Origin of the sequence: Marinomonas sp. A3A (assembly GCF_018336955.1) — a bacterium.
GTDB lineage: Bacteria > Pseudomonadota > Gammaproteobacteria > Pseudomonadales > Marinomonadaceae > Marinomonas > Marinomonas lutimaris.
The window spans coordinates 2,193,358-2,216,822 of the sequence record NZ_CP025532.1; the positions used below are offsets into that span (position 1 = coordinate 2,193,358).

Genomic DNA, 23,465 nt, shown 5'->3' on the forward strand with positions numbered 1-23,465 from the left:
TAGATGAAAAATTCGGAAATTTGGGTCGCATTTTATACGATTTTGGTAAGAGAGATTCGTCGATTTACTCGTATTTGGCCACAAACATTATTGCCGCCAGCCATTACGATGACATTATATTTTGCTATTTTTGGAAACTTAATCGGTGATCGAATTGGTGAAATGGGTGGCTTCAGTTATATGCAGTACATTGTGCCGGGCTTGATTATGATGTCTGTCATTACCAACTCCTATTCGAATGTTTCTTCGTCGTTTTTCTCTGCGAAGTTTCAACATAGTGTGCAAGAATTATTGGTTTCACCTACACCAAATTGGGTGATTCTAATGGGATACACGCTTGGCGGTGTGGCTCGTGGTTTGTGTGTTGGCTTGATTGTTACCGTGCTGTCGTTGTTTTTTACTCATTTAGCGTTAGAGAGTTTGTTTCTAACCATTCTTGTGGTGTGCTTGACTGCTATTATGTTTTCTCTAGGCGGTTTTGTTAACGCCATATACGCTAGAAGTTTTGACGATGTATCCATTGTTCCCACTTTTATTTTAACACCGCTCACTTATTTAGGCGGGGTTTTTTATTCTATCGATTTATTGCCTGATTTTTGGCAATCTGTTTCGCTATTAAACCCAGTTCTTTATATGGTTAATGCGTTTCGTTACGGTATTTTGGGTGTTTCTGATATCAACGTATATTGGGCACTTGTCATTGTTTGCGTATTTATTGTGGTGTTGTTTGGGTTCGGTCTACGTTTGCTCAATCAGGGCAAAGGTATTAGAAGTTGAGGTAGTGTTATATGGGCTTTTTACCCTTAGGTCAGCAAACAGAATATGTTTCTGAATACGATGCAGGGTTGCTTTACCCCATTGCAAGAGTTGATAAATGGACTGAGATGGCTATTGAGTCTGAGCGTCTACCATTTTTTGGTGAAGATGTTTGGAATGCTTATGAGTTGTCATGGCTAAATTTGAAAGGTAAGCCAATGGTTGCCTTGGCTGAATTTCGTTTGCCTTGTAATTCGCCAAATATCATTGAATCCAAATCCTTTAAATTGTATTTGAATTCATTGAATCAAATGCGGTATGGCTCAGTTGAAGAAGTGCAGGCCATACTCGAGAAGGATCTTTCAAGTGCTGCTGGTGCAGAAGTGACGGTTATTATTCGCGATGTTGATTCAATGGCTTCGTTGGTGGTATTAACGCCTGATTATTGCATCGATGAATTGGATGTTGATATATCAGAATATCACCCAAATTCTGGTTTGTTAGAAACTGATGAATCAATGGGGGTGGTCGAAGAGAGATTAGTGAGCCATCTTTTAAAATCAAATTGTCCTGTGACCAATCAGCCAGATTGGGGATCAGTTTTTATTGATTATAAAGGACCTAAGATTCACCACGAAAGCTTGTTGAAGTATGTTGTTTCATTTCGTGAGCATACGGACTTTCATGAGCAATGTGTTGAGCGGATTTTTATTGATATCATGCGTCAGTGTAAGCCTGAGAGTTTAATTGTCTATGCACGCTATGTAAGGCGTGGAGGATTGGATATCAATCCATATCGTTCAACAGCGCCATTGATGTTAGGGAATGATCGTTTAACGCGCCAGTAAAGTTTGGTAATTTATAAGGCTGGAAGTACTGGAATGAAAAACCGCATAATGTCAAATTGTGCGGTTTTTTAGTTTTTAAATTTGCGCTACATTAGGCCAAGTTGTTTTTTGACGCTTGGTAATGCTGGTTTTCCATCGTAAGTTGTTACACCTTGTAGCCATTTATCTAACGTTTCAGGATGAGCTTTAATCCAGCTGGCAGCTGCTTGCTCTGGTTTTTCAGCTGAAGCGATTATTTCATTCTCCATCTTCAGGCCAAATTCTAGATTGCTTAGTAGTTTACCCACATTTGGGCATTCTTCTGTATAGCCTTTGCGAGTGACTGTCCTTATCGTGGCACCACCGTAATTAGGGCCAAAATATTTATCTCCACCTGTTAGGTATTTTAAATCGAAATTAACATTCATCGGATGAGGCTCCCAAGCAAGGAATACAATGAAGTTATCGCGTTTTACGGTTCTTGCTACTTGAGATAGCATAGCCTGTTCACCAGACTCGACAACCTTCCAGTCTTTGAGGCCAAAGTCATTGGTATCTATCATGTTTTGGAGCTTTTGATTTGCTGGTGCACCGGCATCAATACCATATATTCGCTGACGAAACTCTTTGCTGAATTTGGCTAGGTCTGAAAAATCTTTAACACCTGCGTCGAAGACATATTTAGGCACGGCCAAAGTGAACTTCACGCCTTCTAAATTGGTACGGATAATATTGATATTGTCTTTGTATTTATCCATGAAAGCAGATTGGGCTGGCATCCAGTTGCCCATGAAGACATCAATCTCGCCATTCTTTAAACTCTCAAAGCCGACGGGAACGCCAAGAAGGTAGACTTGTGTCTCATATCCCATTGCTTTTAGTAGCGTGGTGGCGACACCATTTGTTGCGCCGATATCTGTCCAACCAGGATCACTAAAAGTGATTTTTTTACATTGCTCGGGTTCAGCAGATAGGGCGGCGCCACTTCCTAAAAGTAGACTCGCTATACCAAGCGTTTTTAATCCTGCGCTAAAAGAAAGTACTTTCATTCTCGTGCTCCTATTTGTGATTGTGCTTTTTTAAGATGTTGTTTACTGTGCTTTAGGAAATCTGGATCGGCTTTCTAGGTCGTCTAGATCAATATGATTTCTCATGTACATTTCACTACTATCAAAGATTGGTTGATGATCCCAAGCTGTTTTTTTGCCTTTGCCCATGGCTTTTACTATCAAACGACGACGGCGCTGGCTGATAAGTACATCTTGAGTTAATTCCGCAGAATCCCATCGCTCCAGTGCTTCATTTTTGAATGTCTGTAATAAATCGGCGTATTTCAGGTCTGTCGCTAGATTCACGAGTTCATCAGGGTCATTTTCTAGGTCGAAAAGCTGCTCTGGGTCAATATGGCAATAGACATATTTGTACTGTGCTCTTCGTATCATAAATAAAGGAGCAATTGCGCCTTCACCAAAATATTCACCAATCACTTCATCGTGGCCATCTGTTCGACCTTCGATGTGAGGCATTAAGCTTCTTCCTTGAATAGGCATGGCATAGGTGTGATCAGAGGTGTTAGTGGCTATCTCTAGAAAGGTAGGCAATAGATCCATTGTGGAAACCGACTCTTTAACTCGCTTAGGTGAAAAATGTTTAGGTGCATGGACTATCATTGGTACGCGAGCAGAGCCTTCAAAGAACGACATTTTGTACCAAAGATTTCTTTCGCCCAACATGTCGCCATGATCACCCGAGAAAATAATAATTGTGTTGTCGTCTAAGCCGGTTTCTTTCAATGTTTTTAATAGCATGCCTATTTTGTCATCTACATAACTGATCGCTCCGTAATAGGCGTGTCGAGCATTACGTACTTGATTTTCGCTCAGCTCCTGATCGTAGTAGGCATAAACTTCTTGTAGCCGAGCAGAATGTGGGTCTTGATCTTCTCTGCTGATGGATATTTTTGGCATGTCTATTTCGTCATCTCTGTATCTATCCCAATACTCTTGAGGGATTGCGTAGGGATCGTGAGGATGTGTCATGGAAACAGTTAAACAGAAGGGTCTATCTTGCTCACGTCTTACATAATCATAGAGATAACGCTGAGCATGAAAAACCACTTCGTCATCAAAATCTAATTGATTGCTGCGTACACAGGGGCCTGCTTGAGTAACTGAAGACATGTTGTGGTACCAGGTTGGGCGCGTTTTAAGATCGTCCCAATTTGGAAACCAGCCATAATCTGCTGGGTAAATATCTGTAGTGAGGCGATCTTCAAAGCCGTGTAATTGGTCTGGACCACAAAAGTGCATTTTCCCAGATAGCGCCGTCTTGTAATTCTGCGCACGAAGGTAATGAGCGAATGTTGGAATGTCAGCAGATAAATCGGCAGCGTTATCATAAGCACCAATTTTACTTGGCAGCTGGCCTGTCATAAGAACATATCGAGAAGGTGCGCAAAGGGGACTGTTGCAATAGGCGGAATCAAATACAACACCTTCTTTTGCCAGCTTGCTTAGATTAGGTGTCTTTACGACTGGATGGCCATAGATTGGAAGGGCGGATGCCGCTAGTTGGTCAGCCATAATAAAAAGAATATTAGGTTGTGTTTTTGACATGGTTTTTCCTAATGGATAAAAAGTTAAACTTTGATGTAATTGGTGATCTTTGCTTTATTTTAGATACATTGCGCTATGATAGAGATGCTGTAAACTGACTAAATTCTTATACATCGGATAAGTTGAACTTATGCTAATGAACTCGGAATTACCGCCATTGCAATCGCTTGTCGTTTTTGAGGCATCTGCAAGACTGTTGAGTTTTACCGCTGCCGCAAGAGAGTTGGGGACGACGCAGCCAGCGGTAAGCCAGCAAATAAGGGCGTTAGAGGTCTCACTTGGTACGCCATTGTTTGAGCGAATTTATCGTGGCGTGGTATTGACCGATGCGGGTCATATTTTGCTAAAAACGACACAGTCGAGTTTGCAGGACTTGCGAAATGTGATGCAAAAGATAAAGCAAAAGCCGAAATCTCAGCGTATTACTGTCGCAACGGATTTCGCTTTTGCCGCTTTTTGGTTAATGCCTCGCTTACCGGAGTTTCGACGTCTACATAAAGATATTGATATTCGTATCCAAACCTCTCAATCCGAAGTGGATTTGGTTTCTCTTGAGGCGGATGTGGCAGTCTTGTTTGGCCATGGTCAATATCAAGGCTATCTGACAGAAAAGCTATTACCTGAAGTCGTGTATCCTGTATGCAGTCCTAAGCTACTGGGTGAGTTCTCTGGTTTTACAGATTTGGTCGATTTGGTAAATGCGCCGCTCTTGAAGCTGAATGCTGATATGGGACAAAAATGGATGGATTGGGAGTTGTTGTTCCAACTTAATGGCTCTCAGTGGCAACCATCAGAATCTGTGATGGAGTTTGATAATTATACATTGCTAGTGCAGGCTGCCATTTCTGGGCAAGGTATTGGTCTTGGATGGTCGCCTCTAGTAGATGATTTTATAAAAAGTGGTGTATTGGTCGCACTACCAAACTTTACGGTGCAATCTGATAATGGTTATTACATTGTTCTTTCAAAGCAACAGGCTCCCACGGCCCCCGTTGCTGCTTTTCTAGATTGGCTAAAATCTTAGTTTTTCTACCGTACTTTCCTATAAATACAACCACCACAATAAGCCAACAGCGCAAAGTGAAAGAGGTAGAGATAAAAGAATCATAAGAGCGATATCATCAACTGGTCCCTTAAATTTGCTTGCTAGCATATAGCTAATAACAGCAACTGGCATAGTGTTTAGTACAATTAATACAGAGCCTTCTAAGGGGCTAAGTGGTAAAAAGTAAACTACCAAACATGCACAGAGTGCGCCAACTAAAGGGCGAAATAGTGACAAAAGAGTTGCCCGACCTATTTTGCTACTTTCTTTTACTGACAGGCTACTGATGGACTTACCCAGTAGCATTAGCATAATAGGTAATGTTATATGGCTGAGCATGTTCAGTGTATTCATTAAGGGCGTGGGTAAGCTAATGTGAAAACTTAGGAAAAGGGCGCCAACCACTAAGGCAATAACGGGACCATTTTTTATAAGCTGCTTAGGGTGGTAGGTTCCGGACATAAAGCCAACGCCTAGGGTGAAATGACTAATCTGAACCACGGATGAAATTACTACCGCGATGGCCATGCCTTCCGCTCCAAATAATGCATAAGCGACAGGAATGCCAAGGTTGCCAGTGTTAGGATTGACCAAGGGGGGTAAGTAAAAACGCGTAGGTAGCTTGAGCGCTTTGAGAAAAACAAATGAAATCAGCGATACTAGAGCCAAAACAATAATGGTTGCAGCGATAATTTTAAGCATGCTGAAAACTTGCATCTGCATTGATAAAACAGAATAAAGCAACAGGGCGGGTAAACCCAAATTTGAGACTAAAGCCCCTAAGGATGGACTTTCTAAATAGTCTGTCTTTTTACCAAGAAAAAAGCCCAAAGAAATAAGCAGTAAGATAGGAATGAGTGAGTTGGCTAATGCTGAGAGCATAGAAATCCTTAGTTAGGCATTGTTATCTATGGCCTCTATGTTAAAGGCTTCCACAAGGTAGTGCACTAATGCTTTTACCCTAAGACTGATATTTCTTGATTGAGGATAAAGTAAAGTGACATCAGAATTAGGTAATTGCCAGTCTGGTAGAAGCGTTATCAATCGACCTGATTGAATGTCTTGTTTTACATAATAGGAAGGTTGTCTAGAGATGCCAGTTCCTTCTAGGGTTGCCAGTTTTACCACATGTCCGTTTGAGCATTTTAATTTACCTTGCGCCGGAAGCTCATACTTCTCTTTGCTGACAATGTGCGTGAACGACCATCTTTTTACTGAGCCATTGATTAACGTGTGATCCAGCAAATCTTTCGGGCTGTTTAGTTTCGGCATGCTGTCAAAATAATCAGGACTAGCAACTAGATAGTTGGTGTAACTCGTTAGTTTTCGGCCTATTAAATTTGAATTAGTAAGCGAGCCCATTCTGACAACAAGGTCGTATTGCGACTCAATCAAATCTTCTCTTGTGCTAGAAAAACTTAGTTCTATTTCTACTTTTGGGTTTTCGTTCATAAATCGAATTAAGATGGGGGCGAGTATTTCTTCGCCAAATAAACCGCCCACGGAATTGATTCTGATTTGTCCTCCAATACTCGAATGAGCATTCTGAGCAGACAAAACGGCATGCTCTAGCTGGTCAACACCTTGACGAGACAGTTGGTAGAAAGTTTCGCCAGCGGGTGAAAGGGAAAGTGAGCGTGTGGATCGATAGAGTAACTGGACACCTAGGTCTTTTTCTAGACGGCTGATTATTTGAGACACTCTTGCGCGAGAAATGTTGAGTTGTTCCGCGGCTTTTGAAAAGCTGTGTACTTCGACTACGGCTAAAAATTCTCTTATACCTTCTGGGAAATGCGCACTCATATTGTTAAGCCTTGTTAAACAATAAATTCAATGTATCGATAATTATAAACAGTTAAAAGGCTCGTATAGTAGTGGCATTCGTCATTAATTCGTTTATAGGAGTGTTTATGAAAACCAGAATACTAGGAAAGACAGGATTTGAAGTATCAGAAATTGGCTTGGGTTGTTGGCAGCTTGGTAATGATTTTGGTCCAGTGGAAGATAAAGAAGCGAATGCGATACTGCAAACAGCAGTAGAGGAAGGTATTCGCTTTTTTGATACGGCAGATGTTTACGGTGGTGGCCTAAGTGAAGAAAGAATAGGGCAATGGCGTAAGTCGTTGAGCCAATCACCTGTTATAGCAACCAAAGTAGGTAGAAGTGCTGAGCTTTACCCTGATGGTTACAGCAAGGCAGCTGTGAAAAAAAGCTTGCAGGCTTCCGCTCAACGTCTAGGTGTTGAAACAATCGACCTTGCTCAATTGCATTGTGTTCCTCGCGATGTCTTGTTTTCAGGTGATATATTGGCTTGGATGGAAGACCTCAAAAAAGAAGGTGTCATTAAACATTTTGGTGCCAGTGTGGAAATGTTGGATGAGGCGATGTTTTGTTGTAATCATTCAGAATTAGCCAGCTTACAGATATTGTTTAATGTATTTCGCCAAGATGCAGTTGAGTCATTATTCCCTCTAGCTGAAAAAAATGATGTTGGCATCATTGTTAGATTACCATTAGCAAGTGGTTTGCTTTCAGGGAAAATGGGACTGAATCATATTTTTAGTGAGCATGATCATCGTTCTTATAACAAGGATGGCGCGGCATTTCATGTGGGAGAAACCTTTAATGGCATACCGTTCGCAAAAGGTGTTGAGCTAGTTGAAACGTTAAAGGGAAAACTGCCAGAAGGGCATAATGTATTGGATGTATCTCTACGCTGGATTCTAGATCAGCCTCAAGTTTCAAGTATCATTGTTGGCGCCAGTCGATCTTCTCAAGTGTTGCGCAATGCCGCTGTATCGTCTCTACCGCCTTTGAGTAAAGAGTTGCATGCGTTATTAGCGGATTTTTATCGGGAAGAAGTGAGAGAGCATATTCGAGGTGGTATTTAAGTTTGGTGACTAAGTAAAAAATGGCGCGAATATTACCGCGCCATTTTTGTCCTGTTTACTTCAAGATTTGCTCAGCGTGGGCTTTGGTTTTAACTTTACTGATGATATCCGAAATGATGCCGTTTTCATCAATGATAAAGGTCGTTCTTACCGTGCCCATTGATTCCCGTCCCATGAACTTCTTCAGCTGCCAAGTACCATATAGCTCATGAACTTCTTTCTCTGTATCTGCGATCAGTGGAAAAGGTAGATCATATTTAGCGATAAAGTTTTGGTGCTTCTTCTCAGTGTCAGTACTGATTCCAAGAATCACAAAGCCTTGGTCTAGAAGTGTTTGATAATTATCTCGCAAGTCGCAAGCTTGGGCGGTACATCCAGGAGTGGAGTCTCTAGGATAAAAATACAAGACGACTTTTTTGCCTTTGAATTGGCTAAGTGTAATGGTGTCGCCGTTCTGATCTTTGGCGTTAAAATCCGGTGCAGTTTGTCCGATTTCGATTGTCATAAAGTTACTCTACTGTCCAACGAAATATTGAAAGAAAAATAGTTTATCTATTAATAGTATTTGTTTAACAAGCAATAGCTTAACAAGACCTAAGTGAAAAATCCCCTCGAATACTGTTTCTTGTTAATTTACTCCTGCTTTACGTCCGTCAATTATTGTTAAACCAGAGTCTGGACGTTACTATAGGCGCGCTTATAATTTTATCGGAGACTCGAAATGATCACAGGTAGTTTAGTTGCGCTTATTACACCTATGTCACCAGATGGCGCTGTAGATACTAAAAAATTAGATGATCTAATAGAGTTTCATATTAACGAGGGCACTCACGGGATTGTTGCTGTGGGAACCACAGGCGAATCTTCTACTCTGACACCAGAAGAACATGCTAATGTAATTCGTCAAGTAGTTAATACCGTAAAAGGTCGAGTTCCTGTTATTGCAGGTACCGGTGCTAACGCTACTCATGAAGCCATCGACCTTACTCGTCGTGCTAAAGAAGCTGGTGCAGATGCGTGCTTACTCGTTACCCCTTATTACAACAAACCAACTCAAGAAGGTTTGTATCAGCACTTTAAAGCGATAGCTGAAGCAGTTGATATTCCCCAAATTCTATATAACGTACCGGGCAGAACGGCGTGTGATATGCAAAATGATACAGTTGTAAGACTTGCTTCGGTCAAGAATATTGTTGGTATTAAAGATGCCACTGGTAATCTAGAGCGTGGCGAAGCATTAATTAACGCCTTGCCTGAAAGTTTTGCCGTATATTCTGGTGATGATCCGACTGCTGTCTCGTTGATGCTGTTGGGTGGTAAAGGTAATATTTCTGTTACGGCAAACGTAGCTCCAAAAGCAGTCGCTCAAGCCGCTGAATCAGCATTGGCTGGTAAAGCTGACCAAGCACATTCAATTGACACTACCATTTCTTCGCTCCATAAGAATTTGTTTTTAGAATCTAATCCTATCCCAGTTAAGTGGGCTTGTAGTCAATTGGGGCTATGCGAAGAAGGGATTCGATTGCCACTTACACCTCTTTCTGAACAGCATCATTCAGCCGTTCGACAAGCCATGATAGAAGCTGGAGTTTTATTAGTATGAATAAGTTTACTTTAAAGTTAATGGGCGCAGGTTCGTTAACTATTTTGTTGTCAGGTTGCAGCATTTTCTTTACGGATCACTCAGATGATTATCAAGAAGATAAGCCTGTAACCTCTACTTTGGTCGTGCCAGCGGGCTCTACGCCATCGAAAGACGTGTTAGTTATCCCTAATGAAAAAGACATTGCTAATTTAGAAGAAAAGACAGTTTACACCACGCCAAGAGCACCGTTTGTATTTTACCCTATGGTTGCCGTTGATGTTGCTGAGCAAGACGATGCGATAGAATTTACTGCTCCTGCCAATTTGGCTCAATCTAAACGTATCGTGACGGATTTTCTAACAGCGTTGCATGGTGCGGGCACTTCAATTGCTTCACAAACGGATAATCAAATTACAACGGTTCCTTTTGATTTTCATCCACAAGGTTGGTGGGCGTCACTATGGAGTAACATCACCCGTATTCCACCAACTAAAACAGCCTTCTCTTTTCGTTTTAATGAAATAGAAGATGGCAAAACAATCGTATCCGTTCAGTTTCGTGATGAACAAAAAGATATAGAGCCAGGTAATTGGATGAGCCCAGTTCAGAATGATGATGCCTATTCCGTTGCTGTGCGTTTATGGGGGACAATGGGGCGTCAATTGAATCAATCTTCAGCTTATCTTTCTAACCGTGGTGATGCTTCTTCATACCCAGTTTGGGTTGATCATCATGGTATTTTCGCAATTTACCTAGGCAATGACCTTTCATCTGCTGATATTGAAGCTAAATTAAATGCTGCAGGCTTTTACTTAATGCCTGGATCTGATCAATTGTTAGCGCCAGTCCCACCAGAGGACGTTGCTCGTGTAGGTGATGTAATAGATTTAAATTTGCCATTGGTAAGTAAAGAACAGACGAAATCTCTTAAGACTAAGCGTCGAAACTTAGACGATGTTAGCTGGGAAGAGCGTCAATATCCTTACGAAATCACGCGTCAAAAAGCCGGTGAATTTTTAGTTATTGATGTTTCTGGAATGGACTCACCTGAAGTGACTTCATTTCATTTAGCACAACGCTTTGTAAATTAAATACGATTAACCCCTCAAAAAGAAAACTGGAGACCCTCCAATGGAAAAACGACAAGAGCTATATGCAGGTAAGGCAAAATCTGTATTCCGTACAGATGATCCTGACAAAATGGTTCTAGTGTTTCGTGATGATACTTCTGCATTTGACGGCAAAAGAATTGAACAGCTTGACCGTAAAGGCATGGTGAATAATAAGTTCAATGCATTCATCATGACAAAACTACAAGAAGCAGGTATCCCAACGCATTTTGAAAAGCTTTTAAGTGATACAGAGTCACTTGTTAAGTGCCTTGATATGATGCCTGTTGAGTGTGTCGTTCGAAACGTTGCTGCCGGTAGTCTTTGTCGACGTCTAGGCGTGGAAGAGGGCATTACTCTTACGCCGCCAACATTTGAATTGTTTTTAAAGAACGATGCGTTGGGTGATCCAATGATCAACGAATCTCATGTTGAATCATTCGGTTGGGCAAAAACAGCAGACTTGGCTAAAGCAAAAGAGCTTACATTCAAGGTGAATGATGTATTAAAAGCGATTTTTGCCGAAGGCGGTATGATTCTAGTTGATTACAAATTGGAATTTGGCCTATATAAAGGTGAGGTTTTATTAGGTGATGAATTTTCACCTGATGGTTGCCGTTTGTGGGATGCCAAAACCAAAGAAAAATTAGATAAAGATCGTTTCCGTCAAGGCTTGGGCGGCGTGATCGAAGCTTACGAAGATGTAGGTCGTCGTATAGGTATCGATTTCGACGCATAAGCGGATTGGTAACTTAGTCCAAAATAGAGGAGCCTTGCTCCTCTATTTTTACCATGCAAGCTTGTTATACAAGGACATACATTGATTAACTTCCTCCCTTTTGCTATCGGTTTGCGTTATGCCCGAGCAAAACGCTCAAATCACTTCATTTCTTTTATTAGCTTTTCTTCCATCGCTGGTCTTGCACTTGGCGTGATGGTTCTTATTACTGTTCTATCTGTGATGAATGGCTTTGATCGTGAATTACGTCAACGGATTTTAGGTATGGTTCCTCATGCTACTTTGTGGGGAGATCCTGTATTAAATGATTGGCGTGATACCGCAAAATTAGTTGAAAAAATGCCAAATGTTGTGGGTGTTGCGCCTCATATTCAAGCGCAAGTTATGTTTCAGTCTGGTGAAAGTGTTCATGGTGCGATTCTAAATGGCATCAATCCAGAAATGGAACAGAAGGTCTCTATTATTGGCGACAATATGGCTTCAGGCTCGTTGGATGCACTTAATGAGACAAGCTTTGGGATTGTTCTAGGTGCTCAGCTAGCCAAAATGTTAAGAGTCGATATTGGCGATAAAGTAACGGCAATACTGCCCAAAGCCAATGTGTCTATTGCAGGTGTCGCGCCTGTCTTAAAGCGATTTACCGTAGTAGGAACCTTTGAAGTTGGGGCGGAGTTAGACAGTAGTCTTGCCTACATTAACATTAAAGATGCCGCTAAGTTAAAGCGCTATAAAGACGATGACATAGAAGCACTACGAATTTCATTTGATGACTTGTTTGTAGCGCCGTCACGTATTTGGGATATTGCTCGTGCAGTACCAGGCCAAAACAGAGTGAGTGATTGGACCCGCACCCATGGCAGCCTTTTCCAAGCGATAAAAATGGAAAAAACCATGATTGGTTTGTTGTTACTGTTAATTGTTGCTGTGGCCGCTTTTAATATCGTTTCTACCTTAGTTATGGTGGTGACAGATAAGCGAAACGACATCGCCATCCTAAGAACTATGGGGTTAACCTCAAGTCAGGTTATGTGGATCTTTGTTGTGCAAGGTATGTTCATCGGCATGCTCGGAACACTTATCGGTGTTATTTTGGGTGTAACCTTAGCGCTCAACGTGAGTGAGATTATTGCTGCTCTGCAGACGCTATTAAATGTTCAGTTCTTGAGTGCAGATGTTTACTTTATTAACTATTTACCCTCAGAGCTTCAATGGTCTGATGTGAAGCTAATTGTTATATCTGCATTTATTATGACGGTGGCCGCTACTATTTACCCAGCTTGGCGAGCTTCGAAAGTAGAGCCAGCGGAGGCGTTACGTTATGAGTAATAGTATCGTTTTAGAATGTCGTGAACTTTCTAAGCAATATCAAGATGGTAAGCAGGTGGTAGATGTTTTTCGTTCAATCGATCTAACCTTAAGTAAAGGAGAGGCTTGTGCCATTGTCGGCTCATCAGGCTCTGGTAAAACGACCTTATTGAATTTGTTAGCAGGTTTGGATTTGGCTACAACCGGTGAGGTGAGTTTGGCGGGTGTATCTTGGTCTAGCATGAAGGATTCAAAGCGAGCTAAGATGCGCAACAAGGAAATGGGCTTTGTTTATCAATTTCACCACTTGCTACCAGAGTTTACGGCATTAGAAAATGTATTGATGCCAATGTGGATTGCTGGCATGGATAAAAAAGAAGCTCAGCATCGTGGAGAAGAGCTTTTGGCTCAGGTTGGTCTAAAGGATCGTTTAAACCATAAACCTTCTCAATTATCAGGTGGCGAGCGTCAGCGTGTTGCTATTGCGCGCGCTCTAGCAAATCGCCCCGCCTGTGTGTTGATGGATGAGCCAACGGGTAATCTAGATGAAACAACATCTTTAGAAATCCAGAATCTAATTAATACACTCAAAACCACTTATGATATGGCGTTTCTTGTCGTTACTCATGACGAGAAAATGTTGAGTTGGATGGATTCTGCTTATCGTTTGTCACAAGGGGCTTTGCATCCGTTAAAACAAGCGAATGCTTAGTTAAGGTTGGCTAATTTAGCTACAAAAAAACCAAGATTAAAGAATCTTGGTTTTTTTATTTTTACTGAATAGGTTATTTACTGTTTCTAAGTTTACGCTCTTTCCAGCGTTTAATGACATGAAGGCGCCATAAAATAGTGATTACGGCGTAGCTGATCGCACCAACAATCAAACCTGATACAATTGAGCCAACATAAAGCGGCATCCAAATGTGTTCCATTTTATCCCAGATCCATTCAACGGAGAGTTGAAAGTTTTTCTCATCGTGAGAACCTAAGATTAATGTGCCAACCTTGTAGTTGAAGTAAAATACAAATGGCATGGTGAGGGGGTTGGTGATCCATACAAGAGCAATAGACAGAGGTATGTTCGCTCGCAGCGGAACCGCAAGTAAGGCTGATGCAAGCATTTGAAATGGCATCGGAATAAATGCCCAAAATAAGCCATTAAAGAAAGCTCTTGCCACAGATTTACGATTTAGATGCCATAAATTAGCTTCGTAAATTTGAGCGCCTAAAAGACCTAAAGCCTTGCTTTGCTTCAACTTTTCTGGATTTGGTATGAATTTTTTTAGATAATTCTTCGGCATAATCAGGTAAAAAATAATTTAGCAATTTAAGACAAGGAGGTCTTATGTTACTAAGTAGTTTGTCCATATTGATGGGCGCCATATTGGTGCCGAGCGATTATTTGTGGGTGTATTCTACTCATATCATTCTGGTGTGTCTCTACTTAATGTGGTCAAAGCGTTTAATAGTTTTGTTTTTGACACTTCTCTCCTTTATTTCCATCATTTCTAGCGAGCTTCTACCAACATCACCTTTGCTTTTGCGCGTTGGTAGCGTTGTATTGGTTGATTTTGAAAGAAAAAACTTAATCATCAATAAACATGAAATTCCAAGTGTCGTTGCTTTAACTAAGGAGTTGCCTGTCAGTATTGTGTATTTTTCTGGTCAGGGTCGCAGGCAAACTATTGATGATTTTTCTTTAACCTTTAGCAGCATGGCTTCAATTCACGAAGCCCAATCGAATGCCTCATATCGAGGTGAAGTGACCAATATCTTGCTACCAGATAAAAACGGTCCTTGGTGGCAAAAGCAACTCTATGTAAAAAAACATATGGCGCAGCTAACTATTCAATTTGCGAACGAAGATATATCCAGCATTGATCAAGTTCATTTTTCTTTGCACGACCAGTTATTTACTAAACTTGATACCTTGTTTGGATCTTTTAATTCTTGGCGGTTTTCTAAAGCATTGCTGTTAGGGCAGGACGATTTGTGGAGTGAGCGAGATACTTGGATAATTCGCACTCTTGGCTTGGCTCATCTATTTGTCGTTTCAGGGTTGCACACCGGTTTTATGTTCGCGATTGGTTGCTTGATAAGTCGAATGGTTTGGCGATGTCTGCCCAGCCAAATAATGCTTTCTGGTCTTACGCGTTGGCATTTTGATGCCATCATAGTCATGCCTTTACTATTTACTTATGCCTATATAACACACTGGGGCGAGCCAGTTGTAAGGGCTTCTATTATGCTCAGTGTTTATTTATGCGCTCGCATGTTGGCTTTGAAAGTTTCGCCTTATAGCATTATTACTTTTGCTTTATGGCTAGTGCTCTTATCTAACCCAAGGACAGTGCTAAGTCCAGGCTTATGGCTGTCTTTTAGCATGGTGTATCTGTTAATCGGTTACTGTCAAACATCTACTAAAGTGCCCAGATTATTTATGGTGCAGGTTATGCTGAGTACCGCTTCAATGGTGCTAATACTCGGCTGGCAAGATGCTATTTCTAGTGTCTCAATTTTAGTGAATGTGTTGTTGATTCCGTTTGCGGCTTTTGTGTGGTTTCCATGGGGGATGGTTTCTGGTTTGGAGGCGTTGGCTATAGGGTCAACCCATAGCTACGAATTATTAGATAGGTTACTTAATTATGTAATCATACCTGTTGAGTGGATTGCTTTTAACTTGCCTTTACTATTTTTTGAGCAATTTGTATCGAGTGTTCCACGATTTATTATGCTGCTGTTAATTGCTTGTTGGGTCTATCAGAGCCCCTTAAAGCGAGGTGTTGTAAGTGCGCTTGGGATTTGGTGTATTTTATTTTCTTCCATGCTGTTTAATGTTTCAAATGCAGATATAACACTGGCGAATAGAGAAAACACATTGACTCTGTCTGACCGAAATGGCGTTTTGTTGTCCGATTCGTGGACTGGCATAGATCTTTCGCGATTAATGATTGGCTCTTATTTAAAAGTGGATAGACAGCATGCTTACATTCTATCGCCCAGTTCGGTAAAAAACCTCTCGCCACAAATGCTGTTAGATCATGGTGTTGAATGGGTAATGTTTAAAAGAGAGGAGTCAGAACAAACACAAGTGATGCTGGATGCACTTAATGTAGATTGGTTAGTAATTTCGCCGGGTGAATCCTTAGCATTTTATTTCCAAGGTGACTATATCTCATTGCGTCATTCATCCTGTATCTATTCATTTTTTCTCTTAAAATCTGACACTTGCAAACGTGTAGAAAAGTTAGAGAGTGTGTTAAATTACGTTCAAACTTAAATTGGAGAGCGAAGTGTTAGCCTTTATTCAAACTGGTGGTTTTTTCATGTGGCCCTTAATGGCGTGTTCCATCCTAACGCTGGCTATTATTATTGAGCGTTTTTGGACGCTTCGCAAAGCGGGGGTTGCGCCAAATGGTCTTTTGTCGGATGTGATGGCGAGATTACGAGATGACAGAATGACTATTGAGTATATTCGCTCAATGCAGGCTAAAACAGGTTTGGCGTCTATTTTTGCAGCAGGACTACTAAATTCAAAACATGGTCGTGGAGCAATGAAAGAGAGTGTTCAAGAAGCCGCTAGCCATGTGATCCATGAATTAGAGCGCTTTATGAATACGCTAGGCACTATCGCAGCGATTTCACCGTTACTCGGCTTGCTGGGTACTGTTGTAGGCATGATTAAAGTCTTTTCAGTATTGATGGAAAGTGGCGCAGGCAATACTGCTTTATTAGCGGGCGGTATTTCTGAAGCTTTGCTAACAACGGCAGCAGGCCTTGGTGTCGCGATACCGGCTTTGATTTTTCATCGTTTTTTCAGTCGTCGAATCGATGAGCTGGTTGTTACTATGGAGCAGCAGTCTACCAAATTGATTGACTCGCTACACGGTGATCGAGATAAGTCAGGAGTCGCACAGTGAAATTTCGTCGTCAAAAAATAGATGACGTTCAAATCAATATAACGCCTCTGATTGACGTCGTCTTTTTATTGCTTATTTTTTTTATGGTCAGCACGACTTTTAATCAAAGTACTGAGTTGACAATTGATTTACCAACGGCAACATCAAATGCCCCAAGTTCAGATCGTTCTAAGAATGTCGAGTTGGTAATTACTGCAGATGGTCAATATGTTATCAACGGTCAGACATTGATTAATGAAAAAGTAAGCACCTTGATCCAAGGCTTAAAAGAAGTAAGTGAAGGCGATTATACTCGACCACTTATTATTACCGCTGACGCAAAGGCCTCTTATGACATGGTTCTAAGAGTATACGATGCAGCCGCAAGCCTTGGTATTACGAAACTTGCGCATACTGCTCAAAAAGAGCCTGCCCAGTGAGTGTAGAGTCTTTATTTACACGCTCATGGTATGCTCGTTACGGTTGGACAAATGTATTTCGGCCGCTGCAGCCTTTGATAAAAAAAGCAGTAGTGAATAAGCGCAAAGCGTTTTTATCTCACCCTGAATTATCATATAAAGCCCCCGTTCCAGTTATTGTTGTCGGTAATATTAGTGTGGGTGGAACTGGCAAGTCACCTATGGTTGTGGCTCTGTGCAAACTCTTAGTCGAGCATGGATATCGTCCAGGTATTGTTTCTCGTGGCCACGGTGCAAAAGTTGAAACGCCGACCCATGTTTACCCAGATAGTCTGCCTCAAGATGTGGGGGATGAACCTGTCATGCTGTCTCGCCGAGCGGCTTGTCCTATGGTAGTTTTCCCTAAAAGGGATGAAGCGGTAAAGTTTCTATTGAGTACAACAGATGTGAATGTTGTAGTGAGCGATGATGGTATGCAGCATTATCAGCTCAATCGAGATATTGAAGTCGCGATGCTAGATGCCACCCGTGGCGTTGGGAATGGGCATCTGCTACCTGTAGGTCCATTGCGAGAGCCTATTACGCGTCTTTCTGAAGTCGATTTTGTGGTTAGTATTTCTGAGTCGATGACTAAGCCTCTAGAGGCCTTAAACTTGCCTATTACGCTAGCACCATTAGTGCCCACTAAATTGGTGTCACTGGATGGAAGTAAGAGTCTAGATTACCATGACGTTTTTGCAGCAAATTCAAATTGGCATATTATGGCGGGAATCGGTAATCCTGAGCGCTTTATGGCAACCCTAGAGCGTTTAGGATTACACAAGAACAACATCACTCATCAATGGTTTACTGATCATCATGCGTTTGAAGAAACTGACGTTCCTATTGATGGCGCAGTGGTGATGACAGAGAAAGATGCAGTTAAATGCCAATCTCTTGAGTTATCGAATTCAAATGTTTGGTATTTACCCGTGTCTTTGGTATTGCCAATAAGCTTTCAGCAAGCATTTTTAGAAAAACTTAACCTTATTAAAAATGGATTACTCCCATGAATAAAACCTTACTTGATATCCTTGTTTGCCCTGTAACTAAAGCTTCTTTGACGTTAAGCAAAGACGGAACTGAATTGATCAGCAAAGTGGGTGGAATGGCTTATCCAGTTCGCGATGGTATTCCTGTTTTGTTAGAAACAGAAGCGCGCACCTTAACTACTGATGAGCGCTTAGAGTCAGGTTCGGCAAAATGAGATCCTATAAAGTGCTAACGGTATGCTTAGGCAATATTTGTCGATCACCCGCGGCGCAAGGTATTTTAGAAAACGTTGCGGCTAAGCATAATGTATTTTTAGAGCTTGATTCAGCTGGAACGGCGGCTTATCACGTAGGTAATCCGCCAGATGCACGGTCAATTAAAGCGCTTCATCAGGTTGGCATTGACATCAGCCGTCAACAAGCTAGACAAGTTACTAAGGCCGATTTTGATGAGTTTGATTGGATTTTGGCGATGGACAGAGAAAATCTGTCTAACCTTAAGAAAATTCAACCTAAAAACAGCAAAGCGACATTAGTTATGTTTGGCGAGTTTTATGATCATGCTGCATTTGGTGAAGTGGCGGACCCTTATTATGGTGGCGACGAAGGTTTTTCTGAGATGAGAAAGCACCTTACGAATATTGCCGACGCGTTTGTGCATCACCTTCATTCCAATAGAGAAGATTAAACTAGACAATGAAAATGCGATTCAATACCGAAGATGCCTTTGCGCAGCGCATTGAAAACTCCATTCAAGAAAATGTTTCCCTAGCAACTTACAATACCTTTCGTTTTGACTACTCTGCTGAATATTTTGCAATAGCAGATACTTTAGATTCCTTAAAAGCCTTATTGGCTTGGGCGAAACATTTTCAAAAAAACGTGACCATGATTGGCGGTGGCAGTAATTTGCTTATTTCGGCCGATGTATCTGGTCTTGTTATTATTAATCGATTATCTGGTATTAGCGCAAGAGAGCACGCGGGAAATCTTGTGAGTTTGACGGTTGCGGCTGGTGAAAACTGGCATAAAGTAGTCGAATACGCTGTCGCTCAAAGGTGGTATGGAATTGAAAACCTCGCTTTAATTCCAGGTACTACCGGTGCGGCTCCAGTACAAAATATCGGCGCTTACGGTGTTGAAATAAAAGATGTCTTGGCCCGTGTTCAGGTCATCAATCGAAACACTGGTGATGTTTACTGGATAAATGGTAAAGACTGCGGTTTCGCTTATAGAGACAGTTATTTTAAAGGCCAATGGAAGAACTTGTTGCTCATTACTTCGGTTGAGCTGTCTTTGAAAAAACAATCAGAACTATTATTAAACTATGGTGGCTTGTCCGAACAAATTGAAGGAAAGCCAAGCCTTCAGACCGTTTTTGATACAGTGTGTCATGTTCGAAATGAAAAATTACCAGATCCTGCAGTACTAGCAAACTCCGGCAGTTTCTTTAAAAACCCGATTGTTAGTCCGGCTCAGCATGATGAGCTAAAAGATCGTTTTCCAAACCTAGTGTCTTTTCCATTTGAAGAGGGTTTTAAATTGGCAGCAGGGTGGTTGATTGACCAAGCTGGCTGGAAAGGTAAACAATATCAAGGCGTGGGAGTTTATGAAAAACAAGCCTTGGTGTTAGTAAATCATTCAGAAACCAACGCTACTGCTTTGCTGGAACTGGAAGCGCAAATAAAGCAATCCGTTTATGATAAATATGGTGTTCAGCTGGAACGAGAGCCGGTCCAGTTGCCTCTTGGTATGGAGATACTTAAGTGAAAGTTGGCGTGATGGATTCTGGGGCTGGAGGCTTAACCATCCTTAATGCCATACATCAAAAACACCCTTATCTTGATTTGGTGTACTTGGCTGATGATGCCTTTGCGCCATATGGCAGCAAAAGCGCTGAGCAGTTACAAGATAGACTTGTGAAAGTCGGACGTTTTTTTGAAAATGAAAAGGTTTGCGCAATTGTTGTTGCTTGTAATACCGCCACGGTGACAGCTATTGATGCGCTTCGAGCTTGTACCTCGCTACCGATTATTGGTGTCGAGCCTGCTGTAAAACCTGCTTTTCGCCTTAGTAAAAAACGCAGAGTGGCGGTACTTGCAACACCAGTAACGGCAGAAAGCCCGCGCTTAAATCAATTGATTGATCTATGGAAAGCGGACAGTCATGTTTCTATTATGTCCAGTTCAACATTAGCCTTTGATATTGATGCCTGGCCAGAAACAGAAGAAAAAGTTAAGCAAACAATTCAGCAATTAAGCCAAGAAATGCTCGCACAAAATATCGATACCTTGGTATTGGCTTGTACACATTATCCATTGGTTAAGCATCTGTTTGAGCAAATACTTGGAAACGAATGCGAGATCATAGAGCCTAGTGAAGGCGTGACAGCGCAACTAATTCGTCGCCTAACGGAGTCTTATCCTAATGAAATGAGCCAGTTACTTGATGCTGTTAAACATCAAGACAACAGCCAAAATCAAGGCAGCATCGAGCTTTGTAGTTCTCTAGGCTTCCAAAACATGCAGCGTCTGACTTCATGGGTGATCTCATCCGGCGCTATTAAAGACCGCAGACATGTATTGATTTAGTGGTTAATTATTCTTTTCAAAGAAAGCGATAATTCTATCTTTCTCCCACATAGCATCTTGATACCCTAAATCCATTAATGCCCGACAATATTGTGGGGTGAAGAGCAAATAGCTCGCGGCAGAACTGATTTTTTCCCTGGTTGAGCCTCCTGCTGCTTTTAACAGAATTCTAATGTTTTTAGGCAGCGTAGTTATGTAATGGTGAGCTATCTCATTCAACTCTTCTGATGGAGAAATAATTAATGTCTCAGTAGGAAGGTTTTGGTGATTGGCTTGTTTATCTTTTGGAAGGTCCCGAATAAGGCTATTCATTATTTCTAACTGATAGATGTCATCTTCAAGATTGTCAATGAACGCACTGTTTAACAATTGGCCGAGTATTTGCGCCATGCTTGGCGCACTCGTATCGACATCTTTTTCTTGTGTTGCCCATTTCTTAGCGCTTCGGTTGCCACTTACACCAATGATAAACAGCTTATCTGCGCCTAATTTAAGGGCTGGATAAATGGCTGATTTCTGCCGTATCGCACCATCGCCATAATAGTGGTTATGGATTTTGTGCGCGGGAAATATTGTTGGAATCGCACTAGATGCTAGTAGATGATCGACACCTAGACTGGCCGCCACGCCTTTTCGGCGATTTCCTTGCCATGCCTGTAATTCAGGGGTGCCCTGGAAAAAAGTAGTCGATTCACCAGTACTGTAACTCATGGCAGTGATGGCCAAGGCTTTTAACTGCTGCTTATCAATAGCATGGTTTATTCTTGAAAAGTCTAAATGATTTGTGAGTAGTTCTTTTAACGGCGAGTTATCCATCAGTGCGATAGAGTTATCGTGATTATGGAGATGGAATAACGATAATAGAGTTTTGGTGAGAGAGCTGGCCACAGGCCATCGGCCTACAGTGTATATTTGATCTGGCGTTAGGTGACGCCAGACAAAAGCCAGTGAAGATACGGCTTTGGAAAAATTATCAGCATGAGAGGCGAGCATAGTGGCATTTAACGCCCCAGCTGATGTGCCACATAATATGGGAAAAGGGAGAGGTGTATGTTTAGGGCGCATTTTCCCCATTGCTGATAAAACGCCCACTTGATATGCCGCACGAGCGCCACCACCAGATAATATTAATGCATTGTTATTTGTCATAAAGGCTCGCTTAGTCTGAATCTGTTCAAGCATTCCATGTGTCTTATAAAATACTGCTTTCTTCTATTAAAACAATCACTCGCTTGTATGTAGTATGGTGTGACGCAGTGAATAATGCCATATCCAGATATAAGTATTTTGAATAATATGGCGCCTTTATTATTACTAATTGTGGACTGTCTAGGTAATCTATTCCACAATCCCATCTATACTCTTTAAATCACTATTTAAAAAAATAAATTGATACTTTTTGAATAATAAGAAAAAGGATAACTCTATGAACTCTTCTGTCGTCATTAGCGGTGTTGGTCTTTGGACACCCGCACATAGAATTAGTAATGAAGAACTGGTAGACAGTTATAACGCTTGGGCTGAACAATTTAATGCTAAAAATTCTGATGCTATTGAGAAAGGAGAAATAGACGCTAAACCTCTTTCTAGTGCCGCTTTTATTGAAAAAGCATCGGGTATAAAAAGCCGCTACATTTATTCAAAAGAGGGGGCATTAGACATTAATCGTATGCGTCCTATTTTGGAAGTGCGCAGCGATGAACAAATGTCTCATCAAGCTGAAATGGCTATCGCCGCTGCGAAAAAAGCGTTAGCCGCAGCAAACAAAAAAGCCAGCGATATCGATATGGTTATTGTGTCTTGCGCGTATACTCAGCGCTCTTATCCAGCGATTGCCATTGAGGTGCAAGCGGCATTAGGTATCGAAGGTTTTGGTTTTGATATGCTGGTTGCCTGCTCGGCCGCTACTTTTGGTTTGCAGCGGGCCGTTGATGCAATCAAAGCGGGATCGTCAAAAGGTGTGTTGGTTATTAACCCTGAACTGACATCGCCTCAAGTCAATTACATGGATAGGGATTCGCATTTTATTTTTGGTGATGTAGCAACCGCAGTGGTGGTTGAAAGCAGCGAAACTTGTCAGTCCACGCATTCTTTTGATGTACTAAGCACTAAGTGTATAACTTCGTACTCGAATAATATCCGTTCTAATTTTGGTTATACGACTCGTGTTACCGATGAAGACCCTTATTCGGCAGATATGTTGTTTCATCAGAATGGTAGAAAAGTATTCAAGGAAGTTTGCCCGATGGCAGCAGATCATATTGAAAACCATTTGAAGAGCCAAGGTATTCAAGTGTCACAATTAAAACGCTGGTGGTTACATCAGGCTAATATCAATATGAACTTATTGATTAGCAAGCGACTACTTGGCCGAGATGCCACGCTTGAAGAGGCGCCAGTGGTTCTTGATGAATACGCGAATACCGCTTCTGCTGGCTCTATCATCGCTTTTGCTAAGTATCATGAAGACTTGGCTGTAGGTGATATTGGTGTGATTTGTTCATTTGGTGCAGGTTACTCAATAGGTAGTTTGATCCTTCGTAAACGTTAATTTGGACATCAAATTACTGATTCTTTTCAATACAGAATAAATTGTCTAAGTTAAGTAATACCTAAGTTAAGTCATTGAAACAGATGTGATTATAAGAGAGAC

Annotated in this window: 25 protein-coding genes; 18 read left to right on the forward strand and 7 right to left on the reverse strand. The window is 41.4% G+C overall.

Features of this window, described 5'->3' with window-relative positions:
- Positions 1 to 3: 3 nt before the first annotated feature.
- Both CYL31_RS10150 and queF read left to right on the forward strand, forming a co-directional pair.
- Complete coding sequence (locus CYL31_RS10150) at positions 4 to 777, forward strand: ABC transporter permease (protein WP_012069838.1); 774 nt, start codon at positions 4 to 6, stop codon at positions 775 to 777.
- An 11-nt stretch (positions 778 to 788) separates the two neighbouring features.
- Positions 789 to 1,604, forward strand: coding sequence for an NADPH-dependent 7-cyano-7-deazaguanine reductase QueF (gene queF / locus CYL31_RS10155; protein WP_212918787.1), 816 nt, complete (start codon positions 789 to 791; stop codon positions 1,602 to 1,604).
- Between the two features lie 86 nt (positions 1,605 to 1,690).
- Here the strand turns inward: queF and choX are convergent, their stop codons facing one another.
- Positions 1,691 to 2,632 (reverse strand): choline ABC transporter substrate-binding protein, encoded by a 942-nt coding sequence (gene choX / locus CYL31_RS10160; protein ID WP_212918788.1) that lies wholly within the window; start codon positions 2,630 to 2,632, stop codon positions 1,691 to 1,693.
- Positions 2,633 to 2,674: 42 nt separating this feature from the next.
- On the reverse strand, positions 2,675 to 4,198 hold the full coding sequence (gene betC / locus CYL31_RS10165) for a choline-sulfatase (RefSeq protein WP_212918789.1): 1,524 nt from the start codon (positions 4,196 to 4,198) through the stop codon (positions 2,675 to 2,677).
- A gap of 130 nt (positions 4,199 to 4,328) precedes the next feature.
- Here betC and CYL31_RS10170 point away from each other — a divergent pair, with 130 nt between their 5' ends.
- Complete coding sequence (locus CYL31_RS10170; RefSeq protein ID WP_212918790.1) at positions 4,329 to 5,222, forward strand: choline sulfate utilization transcriptional regulator; 894 nt, start codon at positions 4,329 to 4,331, stop codon at positions 5,220 to 5,222.
- 18 nt (positions 5,223 to 5,240) lie between these two features.
- On the opposite strand, the gene CYL31_RS10175 is transcribed toward CYL31_RS10170, so the two are convergent.
- Both CYL31_RS10175 and CYL31_RS10180 read right to left on the reverse strand, forming a co-directional pair.
- Positions 5,241 to 6,125, reverse strand: coding sequence for an AEC family transporter (locus tag CYL31_RS10175; protein WP_212918791.1), 885 nt, complete (start codon positions 6,123 to 6,125; stop codon positions 5,241 to 5,243).
- Between the two features lie 12 nt (positions 6,126 to 6,137).
- Positions 6,138 to 7,046 carry a LysR family transcriptional regulator gene (locus CYL31_RS10180; protein ID WP_212918792.1) on the reverse strand — a complete coding sequence of 303 codons (909 nt, stop codon included), beginning with the start codon at positions 7,044 to 7,046 and terminating at the stop codon, positions 6,138 to 6,140.
- A gap of 107 nt (positions 7,047 to 7,153) precedes the next feature.
- Between CYL31_RS10180 and CYL31_RS10185 the strand changes: the two genes are divergently transcribed.
- Positions 7,154 to 8,134: an aldo/keto reductase gene (locus CYL31_RS10185; RefSeq protein ID WP_212918793.1), complete on the forward strand. Its 981-nt coding sequence runs from the start codon at positions 7,154 to 7,156 to the stop codon at positions 8,132 to 8,134.
- Positions 8,135 to 8,189: 55 nt separating this feature from the next.
- Here the strand turns inward: CYL31_RS10185 and bcp are convergent, their stop codons facing one another.
- Positions 8,190 to 8,639 (reverse strand): thioredoxin-dependent thiol peroxidase, encoded by a 450-nt coding sequence (gene bcp / locus CYL31_RS10190; RefSeq protein WP_212918794.1) that lies wholly within the window; start codon positions 8,637 to 8,639, stop codon positions 8,190 to 8,192.
- Positions 8,640 to 8,855: 216 nt separating this feature from the next.
- Between bcp and dapA the strand changes: the two genes are divergently transcribed.
- The 5 genes from dapA (at position 8,856) to CYL31_RS10215 (ending at position 13,584) form a co-directional block, all read left to right on the forward strand.
- Entirely contained in the window at positions 8,856 to 9,737 is an 882-nt protein-coding gene (dapA, locus tag CYL31_RS10195; protein ID WP_212918795.1) for a 4-hydroxy-tetrahydrodipicolinate synthase, read from the forward strand.
- Entirely contained in the window at positions 9,734 to 10,810 is a 1,077-nt protein-coding gene (locus CYL31_RS10200; RefSeq protein WP_212918796.1) for a hypothetical protein, read from the forward strand. Before dapA ends, CYL31_RS10200 begins: the two co-directional genes overlap by 4 nt.
- A gap of 40 nt (positions 10,811 to 10,850) precedes the next feature.
- The gene (gene purC, locus CYL31_RS10205) at positions 10,851 to 11,567 is read left to right on the forward strand and encodes a phosphoribosylaminoimidazolesuccinocarboxamide synthase (protein ID WP_212918797.1); all 717 of its coding nucleotides are present in this window, start codon (positions 10,851 to 10,853) and stop codon (positions 11,565 to 11,567) included.
- 81 nt (positions 11,568 to 11,648) lie between these two features.
- Positions 11,649 to 12,893, forward strand: coding sequence for a lipoprotein-releasing ABC transporter permease subunit (locus CYL31_RS10210; protein WP_212918798.1), 1,245 nt, complete (start codon positions 11,649 to 11,651; stop codon positions 12,891 to 12,893).
- On the forward strand, positions 12,886 to 13,584 hold the full coding sequence (locus CYL31_RS10215) for an ABC transporter ATP-binding protein (RefSeq protein ID WP_212918799.1): 699 nt from the start codon (positions 12,886 to 12,888) through the stop codon (positions 13,582 to 13,584). The genes CYL31_RS10210 and CYL31_RS10215 overlap by 8 nt, the downstream gene beginning before the upstream one ends.
- 73 nt (positions 13,585 to 13,657) lie before the next feature.
- Here the strand turns inward: CYL31_RS10215 and CYL31_RS10220 are convergent, their stop codons facing one another.
- On the reverse strand, positions 13,658 to 14,128 hold the full coding sequence (locus tag CYL31_RS10220; protein WP_249411760.1) for a DUF2062 domain-containing protein: 471 nt from the start codon (positions 14,126 to 14,128) through the stop codon (positions 13,658 to 13,660).
- Between the two features lie 89 nt (positions 14,129 to 14,217).
- Here CYL31_RS10220 and CYL31_RS10225 point away from each other — a divergent pair, with 89 nt between their 5' ends.
- From CYL31_RS10225 to murI, 8 genes are read left to right on the forward strand one after another with little or no spacing between them, the layout of a single operon-like run.
- Entirely contained in the window at positions 14,218 to 16,152 is a 1,935-nt protein-coding gene (locus tag CYL31_RS10225; RefSeq protein ID WP_212918801.1) for a ComEC/Rec2 family competence protein, read from the forward strand.
- Between the two features lie 13 nt (positions 16,153 to 16,165).
- The gene (locus CYL31_RS10230) at positions 16,166 to 16,792 is read left to right on the forward strand and encodes a MotA/TolQ/ExbB proton channel family protein (protein ID WP_212918802.1); all 627 of its coding nucleotides are present in this window, start codon (positions 16,166 to 16,168) and stop codon (positions 16,790 to 16,792) included.
- Positions 16,789 to 17,211 carry an ExbD/TolR family protein gene (locus CYL31_RS10235; RefSeq protein ID WP_212915166.1) on the forward strand — a complete coding sequence of 141 codons (423 nt, stop codon included), beginning with the start codon at positions 16,789 to 16,791 and terminating at the stop codon, positions 17,209 to 17,211. Before CYL31_RS10230 ends, CYL31_RS10235 begins: the two co-directional genes overlap by 4 nt.
- Positions 17,208 to 18,242, forward strand: a complete 1,035-nt coding sequence (gene lpxK, locus CYL31_RS10240; RefSeq protein WP_212915167.1) for a tetraacyldisaccharide 4'-kinase — start codon at positions 17,208 to 17,210, stop codon at positions 18,240 to 18,242. The genes CYL31_RS10235 and lpxK overlap by 4 nt, the downstream gene beginning before the upstream one ends.
- Entirely contained in the window at positions 18,239 to 18,436 is a 198-nt protein-coding gene (locus CYL31_RS10245) for a Trm112 family protein (protein WP_212915168.1), read from the forward strand. The genes lpxK and CYL31_RS10245 overlap by 4 nt, the downstream gene beginning before the upstream one ends.
- Positions 18,433 to 18,909, forward strand: a complete 477-nt coding sequence (locus tag CYL31_RS10250) for a low molecular weight protein-tyrosine-phosphatase (RefSeq protein ID WP_212915169.1) — start codon at positions 18,433 to 18,435, stop codon at positions 18,907 to 18,909. Before CYL31_RS10245 ends, CYL31_RS10250 begins: the two co-directional genes overlap by 4 nt.
- A 14-nt stretch (positions 18,910 to 18,923) precedes the next feature.
- Entirely contained in the window at positions 18,924 to 19,991 is a 1,068-nt protein-coding gene (gene murB / locus CYL31_RS10255; protein ID WP_249411552.1) for a UDP-N-acetylmuramate dehydrogenase, read from the forward strand.
- Positions 19,988 to 20,812 (forward strand): glutamate racemase, encoded by an 825-nt coding sequence (murI, locus tag CYL31_RS10260; protein ID WP_212915171.1) that lies wholly within the window; start codon positions 19,988 to 19,990, stop codon positions 20,810 to 20,812. Before murB ends, murI begins: the two co-directional genes overlap by 4 nt.
- Before the next feature lie 3 nt (positions 20,813 to 20,815).
- On the opposite strand, the gene CYL31_RS10265 is transcribed toward murI, so the two are convergent.
- Positions 20,816 to 21,961: a patatin-like phospholipase family protein gene (locus tag CYL31_RS10265; protein WP_249411553.1), complete on the reverse strand. Its 1,146-nt coding sequence runs from the start codon at positions 21,959 to 21,961 to the stop codon at positions 20,816 to 20,818.
- Between the two features lie 277 nt (positions 21,962 to 22,238).
- On the opposite strand from CYL31_RS10265, the gene CYL31_RS10270 reads away from it, so the two are divergent.
- Positions 22,239 to 23,363, forward strand: coding sequence for a beta-ketoacyl-ACP synthase III (locus tag CYL31_RS10270; protein ID WP_212915173.1), 1,125 nt, complete (start codon positions 22,239 to 22,241; stop codon positions 23,361 to 23,363).
- The last annotated feature ends 102 nt before the right edge of the window (positions 23,364 to 23,465 follow it).